This is a genomic window from uncultured Muribaculum sp. (genome assembly GCF_910583865.1).
GTDB lineage: Bacteria > Bacteroidota > Bacteroidia > Bacteroidales > Muribaculaceae > Muribaculum.
In genome coordinates this window covers 1-18982 of sequence record NZ_CAJTYX010000047.1, presented here as the reverse complement: position 1 = coordinate 18982, position 18982 = coordinate 1, and the positions used below count along the sequence as shown (strand labels likewise).

The 18982-nt window shown below is 53.2% G+C and carries 17 protein-coding genes; 5 read left to right on the top strand and 12 right to left on the bottom strand.

The genetic code is table 11. The features are described 5' to 3' along the window. Positions 1-86: 86 nt before the first annotated feature. The 7 genes from QZ303_RS09385 to QZ303_RS09355 form a co-directional block, all read right to left on the bottom strand. The gene (locus QZ303_RS09385; RefSeq protein ID WP_295732094.1) at positions 87-1508 is read right to left on the bottom strand and encodes a hypothetical protein; all 1422 of its coding nucleotides are present in this window, start codon (positions 1506-1508) and stop codon (positions 87-89) included. 78 nt (positions 1509-1586) lie between these two features. Next, positions 1587-2732 (bottom strand): bifunctional histidinol-phosphatase/imidazoleglycerol-phosphate dehydratase HisB, encoded by a 1146-nt coding sequence (gene hisB, locus QZ303_RS09380; protein ID WP_295732091.1) that lies wholly within the window; start codon positions 2730-2732, stop codon positions 1587-1589. A gap of 41 nt (positions 2733-2773) precedes the next feature. Next, positions 2774-3817: a histidinol-phosphate transaminase gene (hisC, locus tag QZ303_RS09375; RefSeq protein ID WP_295732087.1), complete on the bottom strand. Its 1044-nt coding sequence runs from the start codon at positions 3815-3817 to the stop codon at positions 2774-2776. A 10-nt stretch (positions 3818-3827) separates the two neighbouring features. Then, positions 3828-5111 carry a histidinol dehydrogenase gene (gene hisD, locus QZ303_RS09370; RefSeq protein ID WP_295732085.1) on the bottom strand — a complete coding sequence of 428 codons (1284 nt, stop codon included), beginning with the start codon at positions 5109-5111 and terminating at the stop codon, positions 3828-3830. Positions 5112-5114: 3 nt separating this feature from the next. Further along, complete coding sequence (gene hisG / locus QZ303_RS09365; RefSeq protein ID WP_295732082.1) at positions 5115-5981, bottom strand: ATP phosphoribosyltransferase; 867 nt, start codon at positions 5979-5981, stop codon at positions 5115-5117. Positions 5982-6168: 187 nt separating this feature from the next. Next, positions 6169-7512 (bottom strand): MFS transporter, encoded by a 1344-nt coding sequence (locus QZ303_RS09360; RefSeq protein WP_295732079.1) that lies wholly within the window; start codon positions 7510-7512, stop codon positions 6169-6171. A gap of 77 nt (positions 7513-7589) precedes the next feature. Continuing rightward, the gene (locus QZ303_RS09355; protein WP_295732076.1) at positions 7590-9461 is read right to left on the bottom strand and encodes a TonB-dependent siderophore receptor; all 1872 of its coding nucleotides are present in this window, start codon (positions 9459-9461) and stop codon (positions 7590-7592) included. A gap of 180 nt (positions 9462-9641) precedes the next feature. On the opposite strand from QZ303_RS09355, the gene QZ303_RS09350 reads away from it, so the two are divergent. After that, a complete protein-coding gene (locus QZ303_RS09350) occupies positions 9642-10244 on the top strand; it encodes a class I SAM-dependent methyltransferase (protein ID WP_295732073.1) in 603 nt (200 codons plus the stop codon). Continuing rightward, positions 10235-10858 (top strand): hypothetical protein, encoded by a 624-nt coding sequence (locus QZ303_RS09345; RefSeq protein WP_295732069.1) that lies wholly within the window; start codon positions 10235-10237, stop codon positions 10856-10858. Before QZ303_RS09350 ends, QZ303_RS09345 begins: the two co-directional genes overlap by 10 nt. Before the next feature lie 37 nt (positions 10859-10895). On the opposite strand, the gene queA is transcribed toward QZ303_RS09345, so the two are convergent. The 5 genes from queA to QZ303_RS09320 all read right to left on the bottom strand — a co-directional run bounded on the left by queA (position 10896) and on the right by QZ303_RS09320 (position 14847). Next, positions 10896-11948: a tRNA preQ1(34) S-adenosylmethionine ribosyltransferase-isomerase QueA gene (gene queA, locus QZ303_RS09340; protein ID WP_295732066.1), complete on the bottom strand. Its 1053-nt coding sequence runs from the start codon at positions 11946-11948 to the stop codon at positions 10896-10898. A gap of 42 nt (positions 11949-11990) precedes the next feature. Further along, on the bottom strand, positions 11991-12707 hold the full coding sequence (truB, locus tag QZ303_RS09335) for a tRNA pseudouridine(55) synthase TruB (protein ID WP_295732063.1): 717 nt from the start codon (positions 12705-12707) through the stop codon (positions 11991-11993). 16 nt (positions 12708-12723) lie between these two features. Beyond that, complete coding sequence (locus QZ303_RS09330) at positions 12724-13557, bottom strand: undecaprenyl-diphosphate phosphatase (RefSeq protein WP_295732061.1); 834 nt, start codon at positions 13555-13557, stop codon at positions 12724-12726. A 73-nt stretch (positions 13558-13630) separates the two neighbouring features. Further along, positions 13631-13924, bottom strand: a complete 294-nt coding sequence (locus tag QZ303_RS09325) for a DUF3098 domain-containing protein (protein WP_295732059.1) — start codon at positions 13922-13924, stop codon at positions 13631-13633. A 50-nt stretch (positions 13925-13974) separates the two neighbouring features. Continuing rightward, positions 13975-14847, bottom strand: coding sequence for an ABC transporter permease (locus QZ303_RS09320; RefSeq protein ID WP_295732056.1), 873 nt, complete (start codon positions 14845-14847; stop codon positions 13975-13977). Positions 14848-15125: 278 nt separating this feature from the next. On the opposite strand from QZ303_RS09320, the gene QZ303_RS09315 reads away from it, so the two are divergent. The 3 genes from QZ303_RS09315 to QZ303_RS09305 all read left to right on the top strand — a co-directional run bounded on the left by QZ303_RS09315 (position 15126) and on the right by QZ303_RS09305 (position 18872). After that, positions 15126-15464, top strand: a complete 339-nt coding sequence (locus QZ303_RS09315) for a hypothetical protein (protein WP_295732097.1) — start codon at positions 15126-15128, stop codon at positions 15462-15464. A 378-nt stretch (positions 15465-15842) separates the two neighbouring features. Then, positions 15843-18539: a calcium-translocating P-type ATPase, PMCA-type gene (locus QZ303_RS09310; protein ID WP_295732053.1), complete on the top strand. Its 2697-nt coding sequence runs from the start codon at positions 15843-15845 to the stop codon at positions 18537-18539. An 84-nt stretch (positions 18540-18623) separates the two neighbouring features. Next, positions 18624-18872, top strand: a complete 249-nt coding sequence (locus QZ303_RS09305; protein ID WP_295732050.1) for a hypothetical protein — start codon at positions 18624-18626, stop codon at positions 18870-18872. Positions 18873-18982 lie beyond the last annotated feature (110 nt).

Sequence of the window (18982 nt, the reverse complement as noted above, 5' to 3'; positions counted from 1 at the left end):
AATCGGTCCTATTTTTCAATCGCCCTCTAAAGTTTAGCGGACAGTAATAATTTATAGTATGAATAAGAGGGAGGAGGCAAAATGTATCATAAATCCGATGACGGAATATAGACGTACGCACCAAGAGCAGGAGAATCCCCTCGCATGTTGCCGTAAAAATCGACCGACGCTTCAGGCAAAGTCAGGGACGGATCGGCGGCGGCTATAGCCGGAGAGCCGTCGCGCAGACGATAGTCGAAATAGTAGTCGGAACGGACGGTGTAGAATAACGGATCCTCGCCCCATAGTATGCCTATGAAATTGTCATCGTCAGTACCGTTTTTAGGCTTCAGTAGCGACGTGCGCAAATAGAAATCATATCCGAACAGGTCGCCCGGCGAAACTATAGCCCCGTTGCCATAGAGGATGGAATTGCTCACATCTCCCGATGCGTCCTCGCCCGTGACGTTGACCAACGCACCCGACACCGCTGAAAAGAGGTAATAGTTGGCAAGCGTGCAATGGTTGAGCACGACATTGCTCCCCTCTCCCGCTTCCACCACATTGACCGCAGCCTCTGCAAGCTCGCACCCTACGGCCCTTACCGAAGCGTTACGCACAGTGAGCACGTTGGCGGCAGAGTTTCGCAGGCGGCAGTTATGGAGATCCAATGAAAGCGATGCGCCGTCGGCAGCCTGCGGCTCCTCGACAGCACTTTTCCCGTCGAGAGTGATTCCCCATGTGGTGTTGCGCACCACCGTATGCGACAGCCTGTTGCCGGTAGAGCCGGGCATGAACTCGATGCCACCCCACTGCCCCGACATTATGTCATAAGGGATTCTGCCCACCACCTGGTCGAAGCGGTCGCCTGTGATATCTACAGGAGCCTGCGGAGAACCTTCAGCTACGAGCGATCCGTAGACACGCATGAACGCTCCGGCATGGAAGCATAGCTGCATCCCCTCCCCGAGTGTGAGCGTCACCCCGGGTTCTACCACCAGGCTGTCGAATATCTGCACCGGTTTAGTACCTTCCCATCGGGTATCGGCAGCGATACGCGGCTCGTACAGGCGTGTCACGTCACGACCGTAGGCATTCAGAACTACCGTAGAGGTCACGCCGTTGACCACGATATCTAACGGTGCATTGATCTCTACGGGGAGTTGCGCGCCATTTTCCGGCAACGTAGCCTCCACAAGCACGAATATCGAGTCGTTGGCCCGGATCTCCACGTCGGAGAAGTCGCGCCCCGACATGCCGTCGACATTGAAGCGGAAAACGTCACGCCACGTATCGTCGCGCAAGCGCAACGATGACAATATCATGCCTTTGTCATGTCGGTTGTGAATCTTGAACATATGGGTAGGCGTGCCTTCGCCCGTGAACACGAGCCCGAGACGCAACGTGTCGGTAGAAAATGCAGGCTGGTCGGAGGGATTGGTCGAAAAACCATCCTCCACACAAGCTGAAAACAACAAAGAAGCCATCGCGGCGACGGCCCATGCATATATCGCGGAAATCCTTTTCATAAATTACAAGTATGCCCCTGCACATGGCGGGACATACTTGTTTAACGCGATATGAGTCTGAATATTGTGAAAGCGCATTCAAAGCGCGCCCTTCGATGACGGCAACGTGAAATGCATAGGATCGCGACGCACGGCCTGGCGAAGCGCGCGCGCGAACGCTTTGAATATACCCTCTATCTTGTGATGCTCGTTGTCGCCCTCCGCACGCACAAACAGGTTCATCCCGGCAGCATCGGTGAGCGATTTGAAGAAGTGGAAAAACATTTCCGTAGGCATGTCGCCAATCTTCTCCCGATGGAACTCGGCATCCCACACTATCCACGGACGCCCTCCGAAATCGACGGCCACGGTGCAGAGCGAGTCGTCCATGGGGAGCATGAAGCCATAGCGCTCAATGCCCATCTTGTCGCCCAGCGCCTCGCGCAGGACGTGACCGAGCACTATACCGGTGTCCTCGATCGTGTGATGCTCGTCGACATACAGGTCACCGTCGGCATGCACCTTAAGGTCGAGCGCGCCATGCCTGCCGATCTGTGCCAGCATATGGTCGAAGAAACCTATGCCTGTGTGTATGTCGGTGACGCCGGATCCGTCAAGGTCGACCTCAGCCGTTATCGTTGTCTCCGACGTGGCGCGCGACCACCGTGACTTACGTACACCGCCCTGCACGATAGATGCCACGTCGTCCCACGAAGGTGTCACAGCCACTACCGTGTCAGACAGGCAGTTGTCGGCGATCTTACGCGACAGTTCCTCGTCAGGCTCGGCGAGCAAGATGGCTTTGGAGCCGAGATTACGCGCGAGCATGGCATCCGTGAGACGGTCACCGATCACATATGAATGCTCCAGATCGTATTTGCCCGAGATATACTCGCCGAGGAGCGCAGTGCCCGGCTTGCGCGTAGGTGCGTTATCTTCCGGAAAAGTACGGTCGATTATTATGTCGTCGAACTTAACACCCTCCCCTCCCAACGTATCGAGCATCTTGCGATGAGGAGCGAGAAATGTTTCTTCGGGGAAAGAGGGTGTGCCGAGACCATCCTGGTTGGTGACCATCACGAGCTTGTAGGGCAGACGTGTGGCGATAAAGTTCATTGCCCGTATGGCGCCGGGGATGAACGCAAGTTTTTCAAGGGAATCCACCTGGAAATCCACGGGAGGTTCCACGATCAGAGTGCCGTCGCGGTCGATAAAAAGCACGCGCGGGGGTGTGTTATCGTTCATACTGTGTTTATGTTAGATGAATGGAATTCTGTAAAATATAGTCACTCTCCGTGGAAAGACGCAAGGGCATCCAGGAGGATAGTGTTCTCTTCAGGAGTGCCGACTGTAATACGCAGACACCCTGCACACAACGTCACATGCGTGCGGTTACGAACTATCACGCCCTTGTCGCGAAGATACGCGTAGAGTCCGTCGGCATCTGTTGTGGCGACAAGCAGGAAATTGGCATCGGAAGGATAGACCTTATTCACGACCGGCAACGCGCGTAGAGACCGGGCAAGACGCTCGCGTTCGCCGACAAGACAATCGGCCACACGTAACACATCATCGGCTGAATCAAGCACACGGATGGCCTCGCGCTGGGTGAGGATATTTATATTATATGGATATTTGACATTGTTGAATATGCCTATTATGCATGGGTGAGCATAAGCGATTCCCAACCGCATGGCGGCCGCGGCCCATGCCTTTGAGAAAGTCTGCATCACGATAAGCCTCGGAAGTGCCGGAATCTCCGGCACCATTGAGCCGAGTGGCGAAAAATCCACATACGCCTCGTCAATGACGGTTATCCCGCTGAAACGTGACGCAATGCGCCGAAGCTGTTCGACAGGAAAAGCGTTGCCGGTCGGGTTGTTGGGCGAGCAAATCCATAACACCTTCGTGTTCTCGTCCATCGCCGCGAACAAAGCCTCTTCGTCGATGGAAAAATCAGGGCGAAGCCGCACGGGGCGGTATTCCACATCATTGATGGCGGCACACACCGAATACATGCCATAGGTAGGGTCGATGGCCACGACATTATCTATGCCGGGACGGCAGAACGTGCGGTAAACTATGTCGATACACTCATCGCTCCCGACACCGAGAAAGATGTTGCCGACCCCAACACCGCGCAGAGCGGCGAGACGCTTCTTCACCTCGACCTGGAGCGGATCCGGATAACGGTTGAGACCGTCAATCATACTGTTTTCATTCGCATCAAGCCATGCGCGCGCCTCTCCGGAGTATTCATTACGGGCGCATGTATAAGGCTGCAAGGATAGTATATTGGGACGGACGAGCCGCTTTACAGACGATTCCATGATTGGTATGTTAATACGTTGTTGTGCGCACCTTCGCGGCAAGGGCGTGCGCGTCGAGGCTCTCCGCCTCGGCCATGGCAATCACCACAGGGGCTATGCCGGCTATGCCTTCACGGGTAAGCTTCTGAAATGTGATCTTGCGCATGAAGCTGTCGATGTTCACACCGCTGTAAGCCCGCGCATAGCCCGAAGTCGGCAGCGTATGGTTCGTGCCCGACGCATAATCTCCGGCACTTTCCGGCGACCAGGGGCCCACAAAGACTGAACCGGCGTTGCGCACCATCGTGCACAACCGGTCGGCATCGCGGTGGTTGAGTATCAGGTGTTCGGGAGCATACAAGTTGCTGAACTCCATCATCTCCGCATCGTCATGCATAAGTATCAGCCGGCTATGCCCAAGCGATTTCATCATCATGTCGCGGCGTGGTAGACGCGACAGCATCTCATCGATTATGGCGGGAAGGCAATCGATCAGACGCGGTGACGTTGTGAGCAGAATCGACTGGCTGTCCGGGCCGTGCTCGGCCTGCGAGAGGAAGTCGGAAGCCACGAACACCGGATCGGCGCTGTCATCTGCCACGACAAGCACCTCCGACGGTCCGGCGGGCATGTCAATCGCGCAACCATGCAAAGCGGCCTGCTGTTTGGCCTCCATCACATAACGGTTGCCCGGTCCGAAAATCTTGTCGACCCGCGGAACTGTAGCGGTGCCGAAAGTCATGGCCGCGATAGCCTGGGCGCCTCCGGTGCGGAATATGCGGTCGACCCCTGCCACCTTGGCGGCATAAAGTATAGCTGGATGAATGCTACCGTCGGCATCGGCAGGGGTGCACAACTCTATGTCGGGACATCCTGCGATCTTTGCCGGAACGGCAAGCATCAACACTGTTGAAAAGAGCGGAGAATTTCCACCCGGGATATAGAGGCCTACGCGCTCGATGGCTACCGGACGCTGCATGCACACTACACCCGGAGCCGTCTCAACCTCGACAGGCAACGGCATCTCGGCGCTATGAAAAGCGGCGATATTGCGGGCAGCCGATTCTATGGCATCCCGCAACTCAACGGAGATAAGCGATGCGGCGCGTTCAATCTCATCCTTCCCTACCGCCAGGCTTTCAGCATGTGCACCGGTGAAGCGCTCCTCATATTCCCGCAGAGCCGTATCGCCGCGCAGGGCCACATCGTCCATTATGGCACTGACGACATCTGTCACCTGCGAGGCCTGCGAGGCCAGTGCACGCGATATCAGCGTACTCCATACGCCACGTGCCGGATAACGCAATATATCCATCGGTCAGAGTATCATTTTCTCAATATCCAGAGCAAGTATCCCCTCGGCACCGGCAGCCTTAAGCCTGCTGACTATCTGCCAGAACATCTTCTCGTCGAGCACGGAGTGCACCGAACACCAATCGGCATTGGCAAGCGGCAGCACGGTCGGGCTTTTCATGCCGGGGAGTATGGCCAGAACCTCGTCAAGTTTCTCGCGAGGTACATTCATAAGTATGTACTTACGTCCCTCGGCAGCCTTGACAGCCTCGAAGCGGAAAAGCAGTTCGTCGAGTATCGCCGACTTATCGGCCGACAGCGTACTGCCCGCGCTCTTGATAAGCACAGCCTGCGAATCAAGCACCGAATGCACCTCCTCAAGGTTATTGCTGACAAGCGTGGATCCGGACGACACGATATCGAATATGGCATCGGCCAATCCTATGCCCGGAGCAATCTCCACCGACCCGCTGATCACATGGATGTCGGCCTTTATGCCGTTGGCTGCAAGAAAGTCACCCAATATGCGCGGATATGACGTAGCGATCTTCCTGCCATGAAACCAACTAAGTCCGTTATAGTCTATATGTTGGGGTATAGCCAAAGCCAGACGGCAACGGCTGAATCCGAGTTCTTTCACTATCTCTACGTCGCTCCCCTTCTCAAGCACCTCGTTAAGACCCACGATGCCAAGATCGGCAGTACCGTCGGCTACGGTTCCAGGAATGTCATCATCGCGCAAAAACAGGAATTCGACGGGAAAATTGCGGGAGGGGACAAGCAACGTGCGTTTTACCGCCGTCAGCTTTATGCCCGACTCGGCAAACAAGGCCATCGTCTCATCATACAGACGGCCCTTGGACTGCACGGCGATACGTAATCTTTTTTCCATATAATTATTCTACATTGCCAAAAATCCTCATTTATAGGGGATAATTGCATAAAACTGTTGCAAATATAGTAAATTCCCGAAAAACAGACAAGCATGCCATAGACTTCAAATAAAAACCGCGTCTGAAATAAGAGAATATTTTATACGTGGCATAATGATAAAACGTTACTCCGACAGATGACCTTAATCATGGACAATCGGATTGGCGCGAGGAAGGATCGGCACGAAACAAGAGCAGGAACGACACCAGTACAAGCATGCAATAGCCGGCGAATATCCACCATGCCGCGCTCCAATCGCCCATGAAGTAGCGGTGTCCGTCGGCCGACATCTCCCAATGGCAGAAGCGGTTTACCACAGCACCCGCGACAATCATGCCTACCGACGCGCCTACTCCCTTAGTCATCATCATCAACAGCCCCTGCGCCGCATTCCTGTCAGAAGCGGGGGCCTGACGGTCGATGAACAACGCACCGGCTACGTTAAAGAAATTGAACGCCACGCCGTAGACAAGCATAGCAGCCACAATAAGCCATAGGCCGCGACCGGTATCGCCCATGGCGAAGAATGCGAAATTTGCGACCCAAGCCAATATGGCCAAGGCCACCGTGCGCTTAATGCCAACACGTGCGAGCACACACCCTACCGGAAGAATCCATAGCGCTTCGGAAATCTGCGACAAAGATGACAGCAACGTAGCATTGCTCGCACCAAAAGTAGCGGCATACTCGGGCATTCCACGGAAATGCGTAAGGAATGGGGCGACATAGCCGTTGTTGACCTGCAATGCAACGCCGATGAGCATCGAAAACAGGAAAAACGGGAGCAGGCGCATGTCAGCAAGCAGACGTAACGAACCGACCACTGGCCATGTGCGCCAGTCTCGTGAAATCGTATTTCGACGGCACACCTCTACCGCAGGCAACATAAAAGCGTAAACAGCGGCGACAAATCCTACGATAGCAGCCGCAAAAAGCTGCATGACGGTGTATTGGAAACGCTGCATGGCATGGGGACTGTACTCCGACAAGGTAAAACCTATCGACGTACCGTCAATCCACAGAGAGTTGACCAGCCACATCGCCACAACAAATCCCACCGTGCCCCACACTCTTATGCGCGGAAATGCATCCACGGGGTTTATACCGTCATTTTTCAACAAGGCGAAAGACACCGAATTGCACAAGGCGACCGTAGGGATGAAGAACAGCTCGGAAAGCACAAAGAACGAGAACAAGGGGCCGAATTCAGGGGCCGGATGAGTATATCCATAATACCACGTCAGCAGCATCATAAACGCCGCCATACCGTGACAAACGCCAAGCAACCTCTGCGCGGGAATGAACCGGTCGGCCACCGCCCCCATAAGCGCCGGCACGAAAAGAGCGACGAAACCGCCGGCTGCATAAAACCATTGTATCCGTGCACCAAGTCCGGCAGCCCCAAGATATTGTCCGAGCGACACAAGATAGCATCCCCAGACCGCGAACTGTAGAAACGTCAGAATCGAAAGCCGTGTCTTTATTCCCATAATCATCTGAACAATTCACGCAGGGATACGATACATCCTCGTACCCCTGCGATTTCCAATAATTTACTGATCCGAAATTAGAATTTGAAGTCTATGCCGCCCATCATGGTGAAACCGGGCATCGGACAACCCTGCAATATCTCGTAATGCTTGTTGTTGATATTATCGAGTTTAAGGAAAACGGTGACAGGCCCATCCTTCCGATCAATCGTGTACGCTCCCTTTAGATTGACCATGGCATAATTCTCTTTTTCGGGAGCGCCGGTAAGCAGTCCCCATACACTCGACAACTCACCGGTAAACGCCCATTGGCCCGGGGTATAGTTGACCTCTGCATATAGCTTATTCTTGGGAGCATATAATATCTTTGTGTCGGTATGCAGATAGCTGTAGTTGGCCATCACATTCCATTGAGCGTTGATGACATAGGATGCGTCGATTTCGAATCCCTTGTTGATGAAACGCCCGGTATTGAGCCACCGGTTTCGCCCTTCGACTCGTCCCATCTGAATCATGTCCTTGCCGTCGATGAAATAGAATCCGAGTCCTACGTTCAAACGGTTGTCAAGAAGGAACTGACGTAACTCAACCTCGTAGTTCCAAAGATGCTCGGGCTTCAGGTCAGGGTTCTGCGGCGGGAAAAGATAAAGTTCACGTAGATTAGGAGCGCGGAATCCCTTGCTCCATGAGAACTTTACAGAGCTTCCGGCCATAGGCTTCACGATGAATCCGGCCTGCGGAACCCACATGTTGCCATATTGTGAAGAGTGCTGCAGACGTATGCCGGCATTGACGTCGATAAGGTTCTCCAAGAATCCCTGCTGCATCATGACATATCCGGCAACCTCGTTCTCGTATTCCTTGAACTTATCATTGCGCTGTCCGGGATTATCCTTAGGAGCATTCCACGACCGGCCACCCCAATGCACGAAGTCTATACCGAGCGAAAGGTCGTTTGCTTCCCAAGGACGTATGGTCTGGAATGCCGTTATGCCCATGTTGTAATCATGCGAACGGAAAAGGTAGTCGGTAGGGCCTTCGTCAACTCCGGGTGTCCATCCGTCATCAATCGTGTGCGCACCCCAGTTTATATATGCCTGCACTCCGCCGTTGCATATGCCGTAATTATTGTGGGCATATATTGACGCTGTTCCACGGAACATATCGGTCCACATGCTTTCAAGTGGCTCCTGCAAGGTGCCGGGATTGTGTGACTTTGATTGCGTCATGGTCACGTTCGACCCGACCTGCCACCTGTCATTGATCGTATAGTACATCTGCAGGTACTCGTTGGCAAGCCAGTAATCCATCCCCTTCCTGTTGCCGTTGCCACGGTCAAGCTGACCCGAGGCCGTAGTTCCGAAACGTCCCTTGCGATAAGAGATACCGGTTCGGAACTTCTGTGTGTTGAATGATCCGAACATGGCCTGTCCGCGTCCGCTTACACCGTCACCGGTGGCACGACGGGTGATGATATTCACCGAGCCGCCCATGGCATTGGAGCCATAAAGCATAGAGGAAGGGCCACGTACCACTTCCACACGCTCCACACCGTTGGCTACATATGTATCAGACAGAGCATGTCCGAATATGCCGGCCCATTGGGGCTGTCCGTCGATCATGAAGAGCACCTTGTTGCCGCCCCCTACTCCGCGTATCGACACGGATCCTCCGCCGGTCTGCAATCCGTAGTTGCCGAAGCCACGTTCCGTCACAAACATTCCGGGCACATGATTCTGCAATACCGGCAGGAGCGACGATTCGGTGCTCTTCTCTATAGTGGCCGCAGTGACTGTCGTCACAGCCAAAGGAGTAAGTTCCACCGATGTCTTGTAAGGCGCGGATACTTCTACATTCCTCAATGCCACAGTATCGTTCAACATGCTCTCCGAAGCAAAAGCCGACAAGGCACCTACAGACGCCAGAAAACATACAGAGACTTTTTTCATACTTATCTTCTATAATTTACTATTTATTATTATGCCAGGCAAAATACACTCATGAACGGGATTATGAATGCAAATTTAACCATTCGCTTGTCATTTAAACAAATTTTCGTTAATTATGTTTAAGGAATAAGAGGCATTTTTACCTCACTCTTACGAGTTACTTAACGACAACAACACGACATGGACGAAAGAGAGTTTTTCGACAAACTGGCACCGACATGGGATGCCAACGAAATATTGTCGACCCCCGAGCATGTAAGACATATATTATCACTTACAGGGATAAAGCGCGGCGACAGGGTACTCGACCTCGGCACAGGCACAGGAGTACTGCTCCCCGCCATTGCCGAACTGACCGGCCCTGACGGCAAGATAACAGCCATCGACTATTCTACAGGAATGCTCGAAATAGCTCGCCGCAAATTCTCCGGGCTGAATCCCAGACCGGAATTCCTATGCATGGACTTCGAGAACGAGACCATCGACGGCGAATACGACGCGATATTCCTCTATTGCGTATATCCGCATCTCCATACCCCCGTCGATACCATAAAATGGCTTCGTGCGATAAATCTGTCAGACAACGGATCCATAATAGTCGCGTTCCCGTCCGACGAGCATTTCATCAACTCCGTACACCGTGAAAAGCACTCGGAGAGCGACCATCTTCCTCCTGCCTCTGAACTGGCCGAATGGTTCAGGCTCAACGGGCTTGACGCCAAAGTGGTGGAAGCCGATGACTCAAACTATATAATCTCAATATCAAAGCATCCATGCGCATAAGGAACCTACTCCTGCCGGTATTCGCCATAGGGGCATACACCTCCGCCGTATCATTCGCCCCTCCCGAGTCCAAAGACATAGCGAAAGCAATCGACCGCCAGATTACGGAATATCCCGCATCGCAGCTTGCCGATGTGTACAAGAATTTCTTCCAGGACTATTTCGGTCCGGGACACTTGCTCGCCAATCGTGAGCAAAGTCTCGACTATCTGCGACATGAAATGACCGACACGGCCATTCCGTGGGAAGGCCCGCTCTATGAGCCTACAGGCGCAGAGGGCAACTTCCTACGTGTGAACTTATCGGTGGTACGCGACGGGTACGTGCCGTTCGACACGTATTTCGACGCATTCGCGCGAAGCGTGGAAGGAATCGTCCCGCCGTCGGGAGAACAATGGAAAATGACGTGGCAACGCATCGACAGCGTGCTTGCGACACGCCGCGACACATTCGCCGACGAAGCATCCGACCGTGAGATGATAGGCTACAAACTAAAATCCGGAGATTTCGTCGTCCACCACAGCCAGCGCTATAACGACGCCTATCATTTCCACTATAGGATATTCTCACGTGAGATATTCACCCGTGAGATACTGCCACTTCTTCCCAAATGAGAAAGGTTGGATTTAGAGGTCGTTTAAAAACAACCTCTTACTCCACGATCAACATGGCGTCACCGTAGGCGCCGAAACGGTATTTCTCCTTTATGGCCTCCTGATAGGCCTGCATCACAAGGTCGTAGCCACCGAAAGCACATACCATCATCAGCATCGTCGAATAAGGAAGATGGAAGTTGCTCACCATTGACGTGGCGACCGTGAAATCATATGGCGGGAAGATGAACTTGTTGGTCCATCCGGAATAGGTTTTCATGTGGCCGCCCATGCTCACGGCACTCTCTATGCCACGCAGCACAGAAGTACCCACGGCGCACACGCGTCGGTTCTCATCCTTGGCAGCATTCACGATGTCGACAAGTTCCTGCGACACCACCATGTCCTCGGAGTCCATGCGATGCTTCGTAAGATCCTCCACATCAATGTCGCGATAGTTGCCAAGACCTGAATGGAGGGTAAGATACGCATCCTTCACGCCCTTTATTTCCAGACGCTTCAGAAGTTCACGACTGAAATGCAGACCTGCGGCCGGAGCCACCACGGCACCCTCCTTAGCTGCGAATATACACTGGTAGTTTTCCGCATCCGAAGGTTTCGAATCGCGTGTTATATAGGGTGGAAGCGGAGTCATGCCAAGCTTGTAGAGCGCCTCCTTGAATTCCTCGTGCGAACCGTCGTAAAGGAAACGTAGCGTACGCCCGCGCGAGGTGGTATTGTCGATCACCTCTGCCACCATCGACTCATCATCGCCGAAATAGAGCTTGTTGCCTATGCGAATCTTGCGCGCAGGCTCCACCAGCACATCCCACAGCTTATGCTCCTCATTCAGCTCCCTGAGGAGGAACACCTCGATCTTGGCCCCGGTCTTTTCCTTGTTGCCGATCAGCTTTGCCGGAAACACTTTGGTGTCATTGAACACCATTACGTCGCCATCGTCAAAATAATTTATTATCTCCTTGAATATGCGGTGCTCAATCTCACCTGTCGATTTGTGCACCACCATCATACGTGCCTCGTCGCGCACAGCCACAGGTTCGGTCGCAATCAGCTCTTCGGGAAACTTGAATTTGAATTGTGAGAGTTTCATAAATACTTATGGGATGAGAGATTATATGTCAGTTTACTTGAATTATTCTTTTTCGGTGTCATCGTCCGATTCTATCTCGACGGTCTTGAGAAGCTCTACCGCACGCGGTATGTCAAGGCAGTCCTCCACCGATACATCTCCGACACGTGTGCGCCGCAACGCCGTAAGGTGTGCGCCGCTGCCGAGGGCCTCGCCTATGTCGCGGGCAAGGGCGCGGATGTAAGTCCCCTTGCTACACACCACCCTTATGGTGATGCTATCGGGAGCAAACTCAAGCAGTTCGATCTCGTCTATGACAAGGAGCTTGGGTCTTATCACCACATCCTCCCCCCTGCGGGCCATGTTATAGGCTCGTTCACCCCCGATCTTGCATGCCGAGAACGCAGGAGGCACCTGTTCTATGGCGCCGGTGAATCTCTTGAGCACATCCTCGACAAGCTCACGTGTGATATGTCCGGTAGGATACGTGGCATCAATCTCCGTCTCAAGATCGAACGACGGCGTAGTGGCGCCCAAAGCGATTGTAGCCACATATTCTTTAACGCCTGCCTGCAACGTATCTATAAGCTTGGTTGCGCGCCCGGTGCACACGATCATCACCCCCGTCGCGAGGGGATCGAGCGTTCCCGCATGGCCCACTTTAAGCTTTTTTATCTTCATTCGCCGCAATAAGGTGCTTCGCAGACGCTTAACCGCGTCAAACGACGTCCATCCGTGCGGCTTGTCTATATACAGAATCTCGCCTTTTATGAAATTCATATTAACTTAGGGGAAATTACCAGCACATGCACACTATGCCCATGGCGGCACAATATACGGCAAACCACACGAGTTTTCCTTTTTTCACGATCGAAAGCATCCATTTGCAGGCAACACAACCTACAATGAATGAAGCAAGGAAACCGATGATTATTGATGCCATGGATATATCACCCCCTGAATTCTGCACGGCATCGGCAGCCGGGGCAATCATCTTCTTCATGTCGAGAAGTCCCTCGCCGAGAATGGGTATGATGACCATCAGGAATGAGAACGACGCCATCTTCTCGCGATTGTCGCCAAGTAGGATTCCCGTGGCGATCGTGGTGCCCGAACGGCTCAGACCCGGGAGCACGGCGACAGCCTGCGCGCAACCGATCACAAACGCGTCGACCCAGGTAATGTCACGTCCCTGCGCGGTATGACCCAGGAGTGCGGGACGGGTGCGGAAAAAGTATGCGAAGCAGAGCAGAAGAGCAGTGACGCACAGGCACACCCCTACTACGAAGAGATTGCCGCCGAAAAATGATTCGACGAAATCCTTGAAACAGAATCCTACAATGGCCACAGGTATGCACGACACGAGAATCTTGCACACATAATAGAAATTATAGTCACGCTTGATCGTAAAAAACGACACACATAGCGGATAAAACTCGCGCCACAGCACGACAATCGTGCTCAGCACCGTAGCTACATGAAGCATGACACTGAATTCCAAAGAAGAATCGGGATCAAGATCAAGTCCGAGCACTTGCTTGAATATCTCAAGATGCCCGCTGCTGCTTATCGGCAAATATTCCGACAATCCTTGCACTATGCCCAATATGAGGGCGTCAAGCCAATCCATAGGTTAAAATAATGTTGATTTAGAATATTGATGGTAACTACAGAGAAATGACGGCACGACAGACATGATACTATTATGCCTTTCGTGAACGCGGACTCCATACTATCGCGACCGCCATGGCCACAAAACCGAGGAAAGCGATAGTCGGACCTACCACTATACGACGGGTAGAGAATATGTCGGGATTGAACGCCTCAGTGGTAGTGCTACCACCAAGCATCAGACAGAAACCGAGCACTATCATGGCTCCGGCCACTATCATCATTATGAAATTGACACGCGTAAGCGGAAACTGCGAGGCAAGCTCCCGGTCAAGAGCCGAGTCGGCACCGGTTGCAGAAGTTGTGACTGAAGGCTTGTTTGCCATATCGATATTTAGTTGCAAAATTTTTATTAATGTAACATGCCATACGGATTCTACCTGAACATATCGTCGTAAGAAGCACGCAGATAACGGTTGGTAGAGAATGCAGCGGCGACAAAGCATATCAACACACCCGTTAACACCATCGCCGGAAACACCCATGCAGCAGACTGCCACGAGACAAGCCCCGCGAGCATCGGATCACCGGACCTAAAGGCAGCAAGCGCCCCGGCAAGCACCGCTCCGGAAATCACTCCGGCGATAAGACCGCTTACCGCATTGCTGACAAGGAACGGGCGCCGGATAAACGAACCGGTAGCTCCGACAAGAGTCATCGTGTGTATGAGAAACCGACGGGAATATATGTCGAGATGAACCGTGTTATTGATAAGAGCGAGCGAAATCACAAGGAGCACGAGTGCCACTGAACCGAGCACGATGAAAAGGGCGCGCAGATTGCGGTTGACCTCATCGATCATACGGGCGTTGACGGTGACTTTCTTCACACCGCTCATCCGTGCCACCGGCTTCACTATCGCCGCCAGCGAATCGGTGACTGCATACTCCGGCTTGACTTTCACTTCTATCTCTCCGTTGAAAGGATTCACTCCGAGCACTTCCATGAGGTCCTCGCCGGTGTCTCGACGCCATTGGAACATGGCATCGTCGCTCGAACGATAGGTCACATCAAGAGCATAAGGGGCGGCCACAAGAGCCTTTCTCACAGTCTCCACCTCGGCAGGCCTTATGCTGTCGGCAAGCACGACGTCGAAGCCGACGCTGCTGCGTATGCCCGTGGTCACGGTGTGGGCGCCGATACCCAAAAGGGCTATCAGGCCAAGCAACAGCAACACCATCGCAACACTGAGCGTGGCGGTAAGACGTGATGTGAATATAGAGATTCCTTTACGGCCTTGTTGTTTCATATGAGCGACATCGGGAACGCATGAAAAACGTCGCCCCCTAAAATTCGCCACAAAATTAATACATTAAAAAGGCGAAGTCAAGTATTTCACAAAAATTTCACATTATCCTAATCCCCATAAGTTGGGATAATCGACGAATTTGCATACATTTGCAGCTTCATTCAAAACCATCCCCATCAAAAAAAGTCATGTACACACAGAATCAGACCCAACTCCCCCAAGGCATAGTGAAGAAAGCCGTAATCGCCGTAATATGCATCGCACTGTTCGTAGTGGCCATGCTGTTCATGGTGCCGTGGTACAACGTATGGCAGCAGGAGATGGCCGGAAAGGCTGAATTCGCCAAGGCCGAACAGAACCGCAAGATAAAGATCGAGGAGGCACGCGCCAACCTTGAAGCAGAAAAACTCAACGCACAGGCCGAGATTGAACGAGCCAAGGGTGCGGCGGAGGCTATCCGCATCGAGAATGGCTCAATCACTCCTACATATATACAATACCTGTGGGTGCGCCAGCAATCGGACCTGAGCGACAAGACTGTAATCTACGTGCCTACAGAGACCAACCTCCCTATCCTGGAATCCACCCGTCCGATCCTCAACCAGCTCGACAAGTAAGACCCCGTTCCCCAATTTCTGTTAAACCAGTGGTCGCATATCTTGAGATGGATTTTTCTTTGTGAAGATGGAGTGTACTTTAAGTACACGACTGATGAACGAAGGAAAAGACGCTCAAGATATGCGATGGAATGGTAACTTTTATAACAAGAACGGATTCGGATTTTAAAATTATTAACTGAAAGAATTTGAAACCATAATACGACACCCGTCCACGGACAGTCTTTGAGCTATTTTGCTTCAAATCATCGGTCACATAGCTACAGCTATGCTCCCTCTGATTTGAAGCAAAATAGCTCAAAGACTGTCCGCCCCTGATTTAACATAAATTGGGGAACGGGGTCTAATCCATAGACAACACCTGCGATTCACTTGATCATGAGCGATAAAAAGACTTTGTCGGGACTTACCGACATTATGGTAGAAGAGAGCCGTAGAAAACATGGCGTAAACGTGCTCACGCCGCCGGCTAAAGTGCCGCTCTGGCGTCAGTTCCTCGACAAGTTCCACGATCCGCTCATAATCATACTTTGTGTGGCAGGATTGCTCTCGATAGGCATATCCATATATGAATACACCTCGCTCGACGAAGGAGCGGGTGTGTTTTTCGAACCGGTAGGCATCTTCATAGCCATCATCCTCGCCACCGGCCTGGCATTCTTCTTCGAGGTCAAGGCCAACCGTGAATTCGCCCTGCTCAACCAGGTAAACGACGACGAGCCTGTGCAGGTGATACGCAACGGTGTAGTCACCACCGTTCCCAGAAAAGACATAGTGGTGGGCGACGTAGTAATCCTTAACACCGGCGAGGAGATTCCGGCCGACGGCACGCTGCTCGAAGCCTCGTCGCTCAGCGTAGACGAATCCACCCTCACCGGCGAGCCTGTCGCTCACAAGACTACCGACGCGGCACAGTTCGACCCCGAGGCCACGTTCCCCTCCGACCATGTTATGCGCGGCACCAAGGTCATGGAAGGTCATGGCGTAATGGAGGTGACCGCCGTGGGCGATGCCACCGAGAACGGTCGCGTGTTCGTAGCCTCGCAGATCGACAACTCAGTAAAAACCCCTCTCAACGAGCAGCTCGACGGCCTCGGACGGCTAATCACGCGCATAAGCTACACAATCGCCGCTCTCGTGGTGACAGGCCGCGTGATAATGTACCTCACATCGCCCGATATCGACTTCGAGTGGATCCACTTCACAGCCTATCTGCTACAAACGCTGATGATTGCGGTGACTCTCGTCGTCGTGGCCGTTCCTGAAGGGTTGCCGATGGCCGTCACCCTCTCGCTCGCCTACTCCATGCGACGAATGCTAAAGACCAACAACCTGGTAAGGAAGATGCACGCATGCGAGACGATGGGCGCCATCACAGTGATATGCACAGACAAGACCGGCACGCTCACCCAGAACCGCATGCAGGTGGCCGACTGCACATTCTTCGGCCTGCCAGACGGCAAACTCGGCGACGACACCCTGAGCCACACCATCGAGGAGGGTATAGCAGTAAACTCCACCGCACAACTCGACATGTCCGACCCGTCGCACCCCTCGCCGCTCGGCAATCCTACGGAAGGGGCGCTCCTGCTATGGCTCAACGCCCATGGCATCGACTACCTGACGCTGAAGTCCGCATGCCGCGTGATAGACGAAATACCGTTCTCCACCGAACGGAAATACATGGCTACCGAGGTAGTCACCCCGTCCGGACACCGGATGCTCTACGTGAAGGGGGCGCCGGAGATTGTCTACTCGCTATGCTCTGTCTTTCCCGAAGGCGCCGACAAAGAGAGTGTCGACACCATATTGCTCGGATACCAGAACCAGGCCATGCGCACACTTGGCTTCGCCTGCCAGGAAGTAAAGGATGGAGAGAAAGCAATCATCGACGGCAAGCTTCATGCCGAGGCACTGCGCTTCATGGGCATGACCGCAATAGCAGATCCGGTCAGGGCCGACGTGCCCGATGCCGTGACAGCAGTGACTCGCGCCGGCATACGCACGAAGATCGTCACGGGCGACACACCCGCTACCGCCAAGGAGATAGGCCGTCAAATCGGTCTGTGGCAACCTGACGACACAGACAGGAACATAATCACCGGCCCGGATTTCGAGAAACTTTCCGACTCCGAGCTACGCGACCGTGTAGGCGACCTTAAAATCATAGCGCGCGCCCGCCCTCTCGACAAAAAACGCCTCGTTGAGGCCCTTCAGGCCAACAACGAGGTAGTGGCCGTCACCGGTGACGGCACCAATGACGCTCCGGCGCTTAAGAGCGCCCATGTGGGCCTCTCGATGGGCGACGGCACATCGGTGGCAAAAGAAGCGTCGGACATAACCATCGTCGACAATTCATTCTCCTCGATCGGACGAGCCGTGATGTGGGGACGCTCGCTCTACCGCAACATACAGCGATTCGTGATGTTCCAGATGACGGTAAACATCGTGGCATGCCTTATAGTGCTCTCAGGAGCATTCATGGGGCTACAGTCACCGCTCACCGTCACACAGATGCTGTGGGTCAACCTGATCATGGACACTTTCGCCGCCATGGCGCTCGCATCCCTGCCACCGACCATGTCGGTAATGGACGAGATGCCGAGACCACGAACGGCGTTCATCATCAACCGATCCATGTGGCAGAGCATAATCGGCACCGGCATAGCGTTTTTCGTAATGATGTTCCTACTCATGTGGTACATGGAGCATATCAATATCGACTCGCTCACCGATCTGCTGCACGCGCGCTTCCTGCCCGCCAATAAGGGACTCGACCCCTACGAACTAAGCCTCTTTTTCACCACATTCGTATTCCTCCAGTTCTGGAACATGTTCAATGCCCGGGCATTCGCCACAGGACGCTCCGCCCTCCACATGAAAGGATGCAGCGGTTTCATGCTGATAGCCGGGGCGATATTCGTAGGACAGATCCTGATCATCGAATTCGGCGGCCGATTTTTCAACGTGGTTCCTCTCCGGTTTACCGACTGGGTTATAATAATCGTGGTGACATCGTTCGTGCTATGGGCCGGAGAACTGATTCGACTGTTCCATAGCGGCAAACGCCGTTGAATTATCATCTATTAACACGATAGTACATCATTCTCGCCCACCCTCGGGGATACCTTTGCAGTACAACATCAAAATACTGCAATCATGGGCATCATACACACATCCGACATAATCTACGCCACCCTCTCGCAGCACGGGAGGGAAATCGCCTCATATCGCTTCAGCGGCATGACCACCACGACCGACCTCATGCGAAATATCAGGAAAGTCGCATCAGGCTGTATAGGCCTTGTAAGCGTAAGACTGCGCAACAGCACCCAGGGGTGGACGCTTGCACGCTCACTGATGCTTGCGCCTGTTCCAGCCGTACCGGTGCAACTTTCCCTGTTCTGAATCACGGTCACCCGTACACCAACCACCTGTGACACAACCTTTATCCACCAATTACCACGGCTCTTTCATTTAAGACAAATAAAGGCATATACCCTCCCTTACCTGATTCT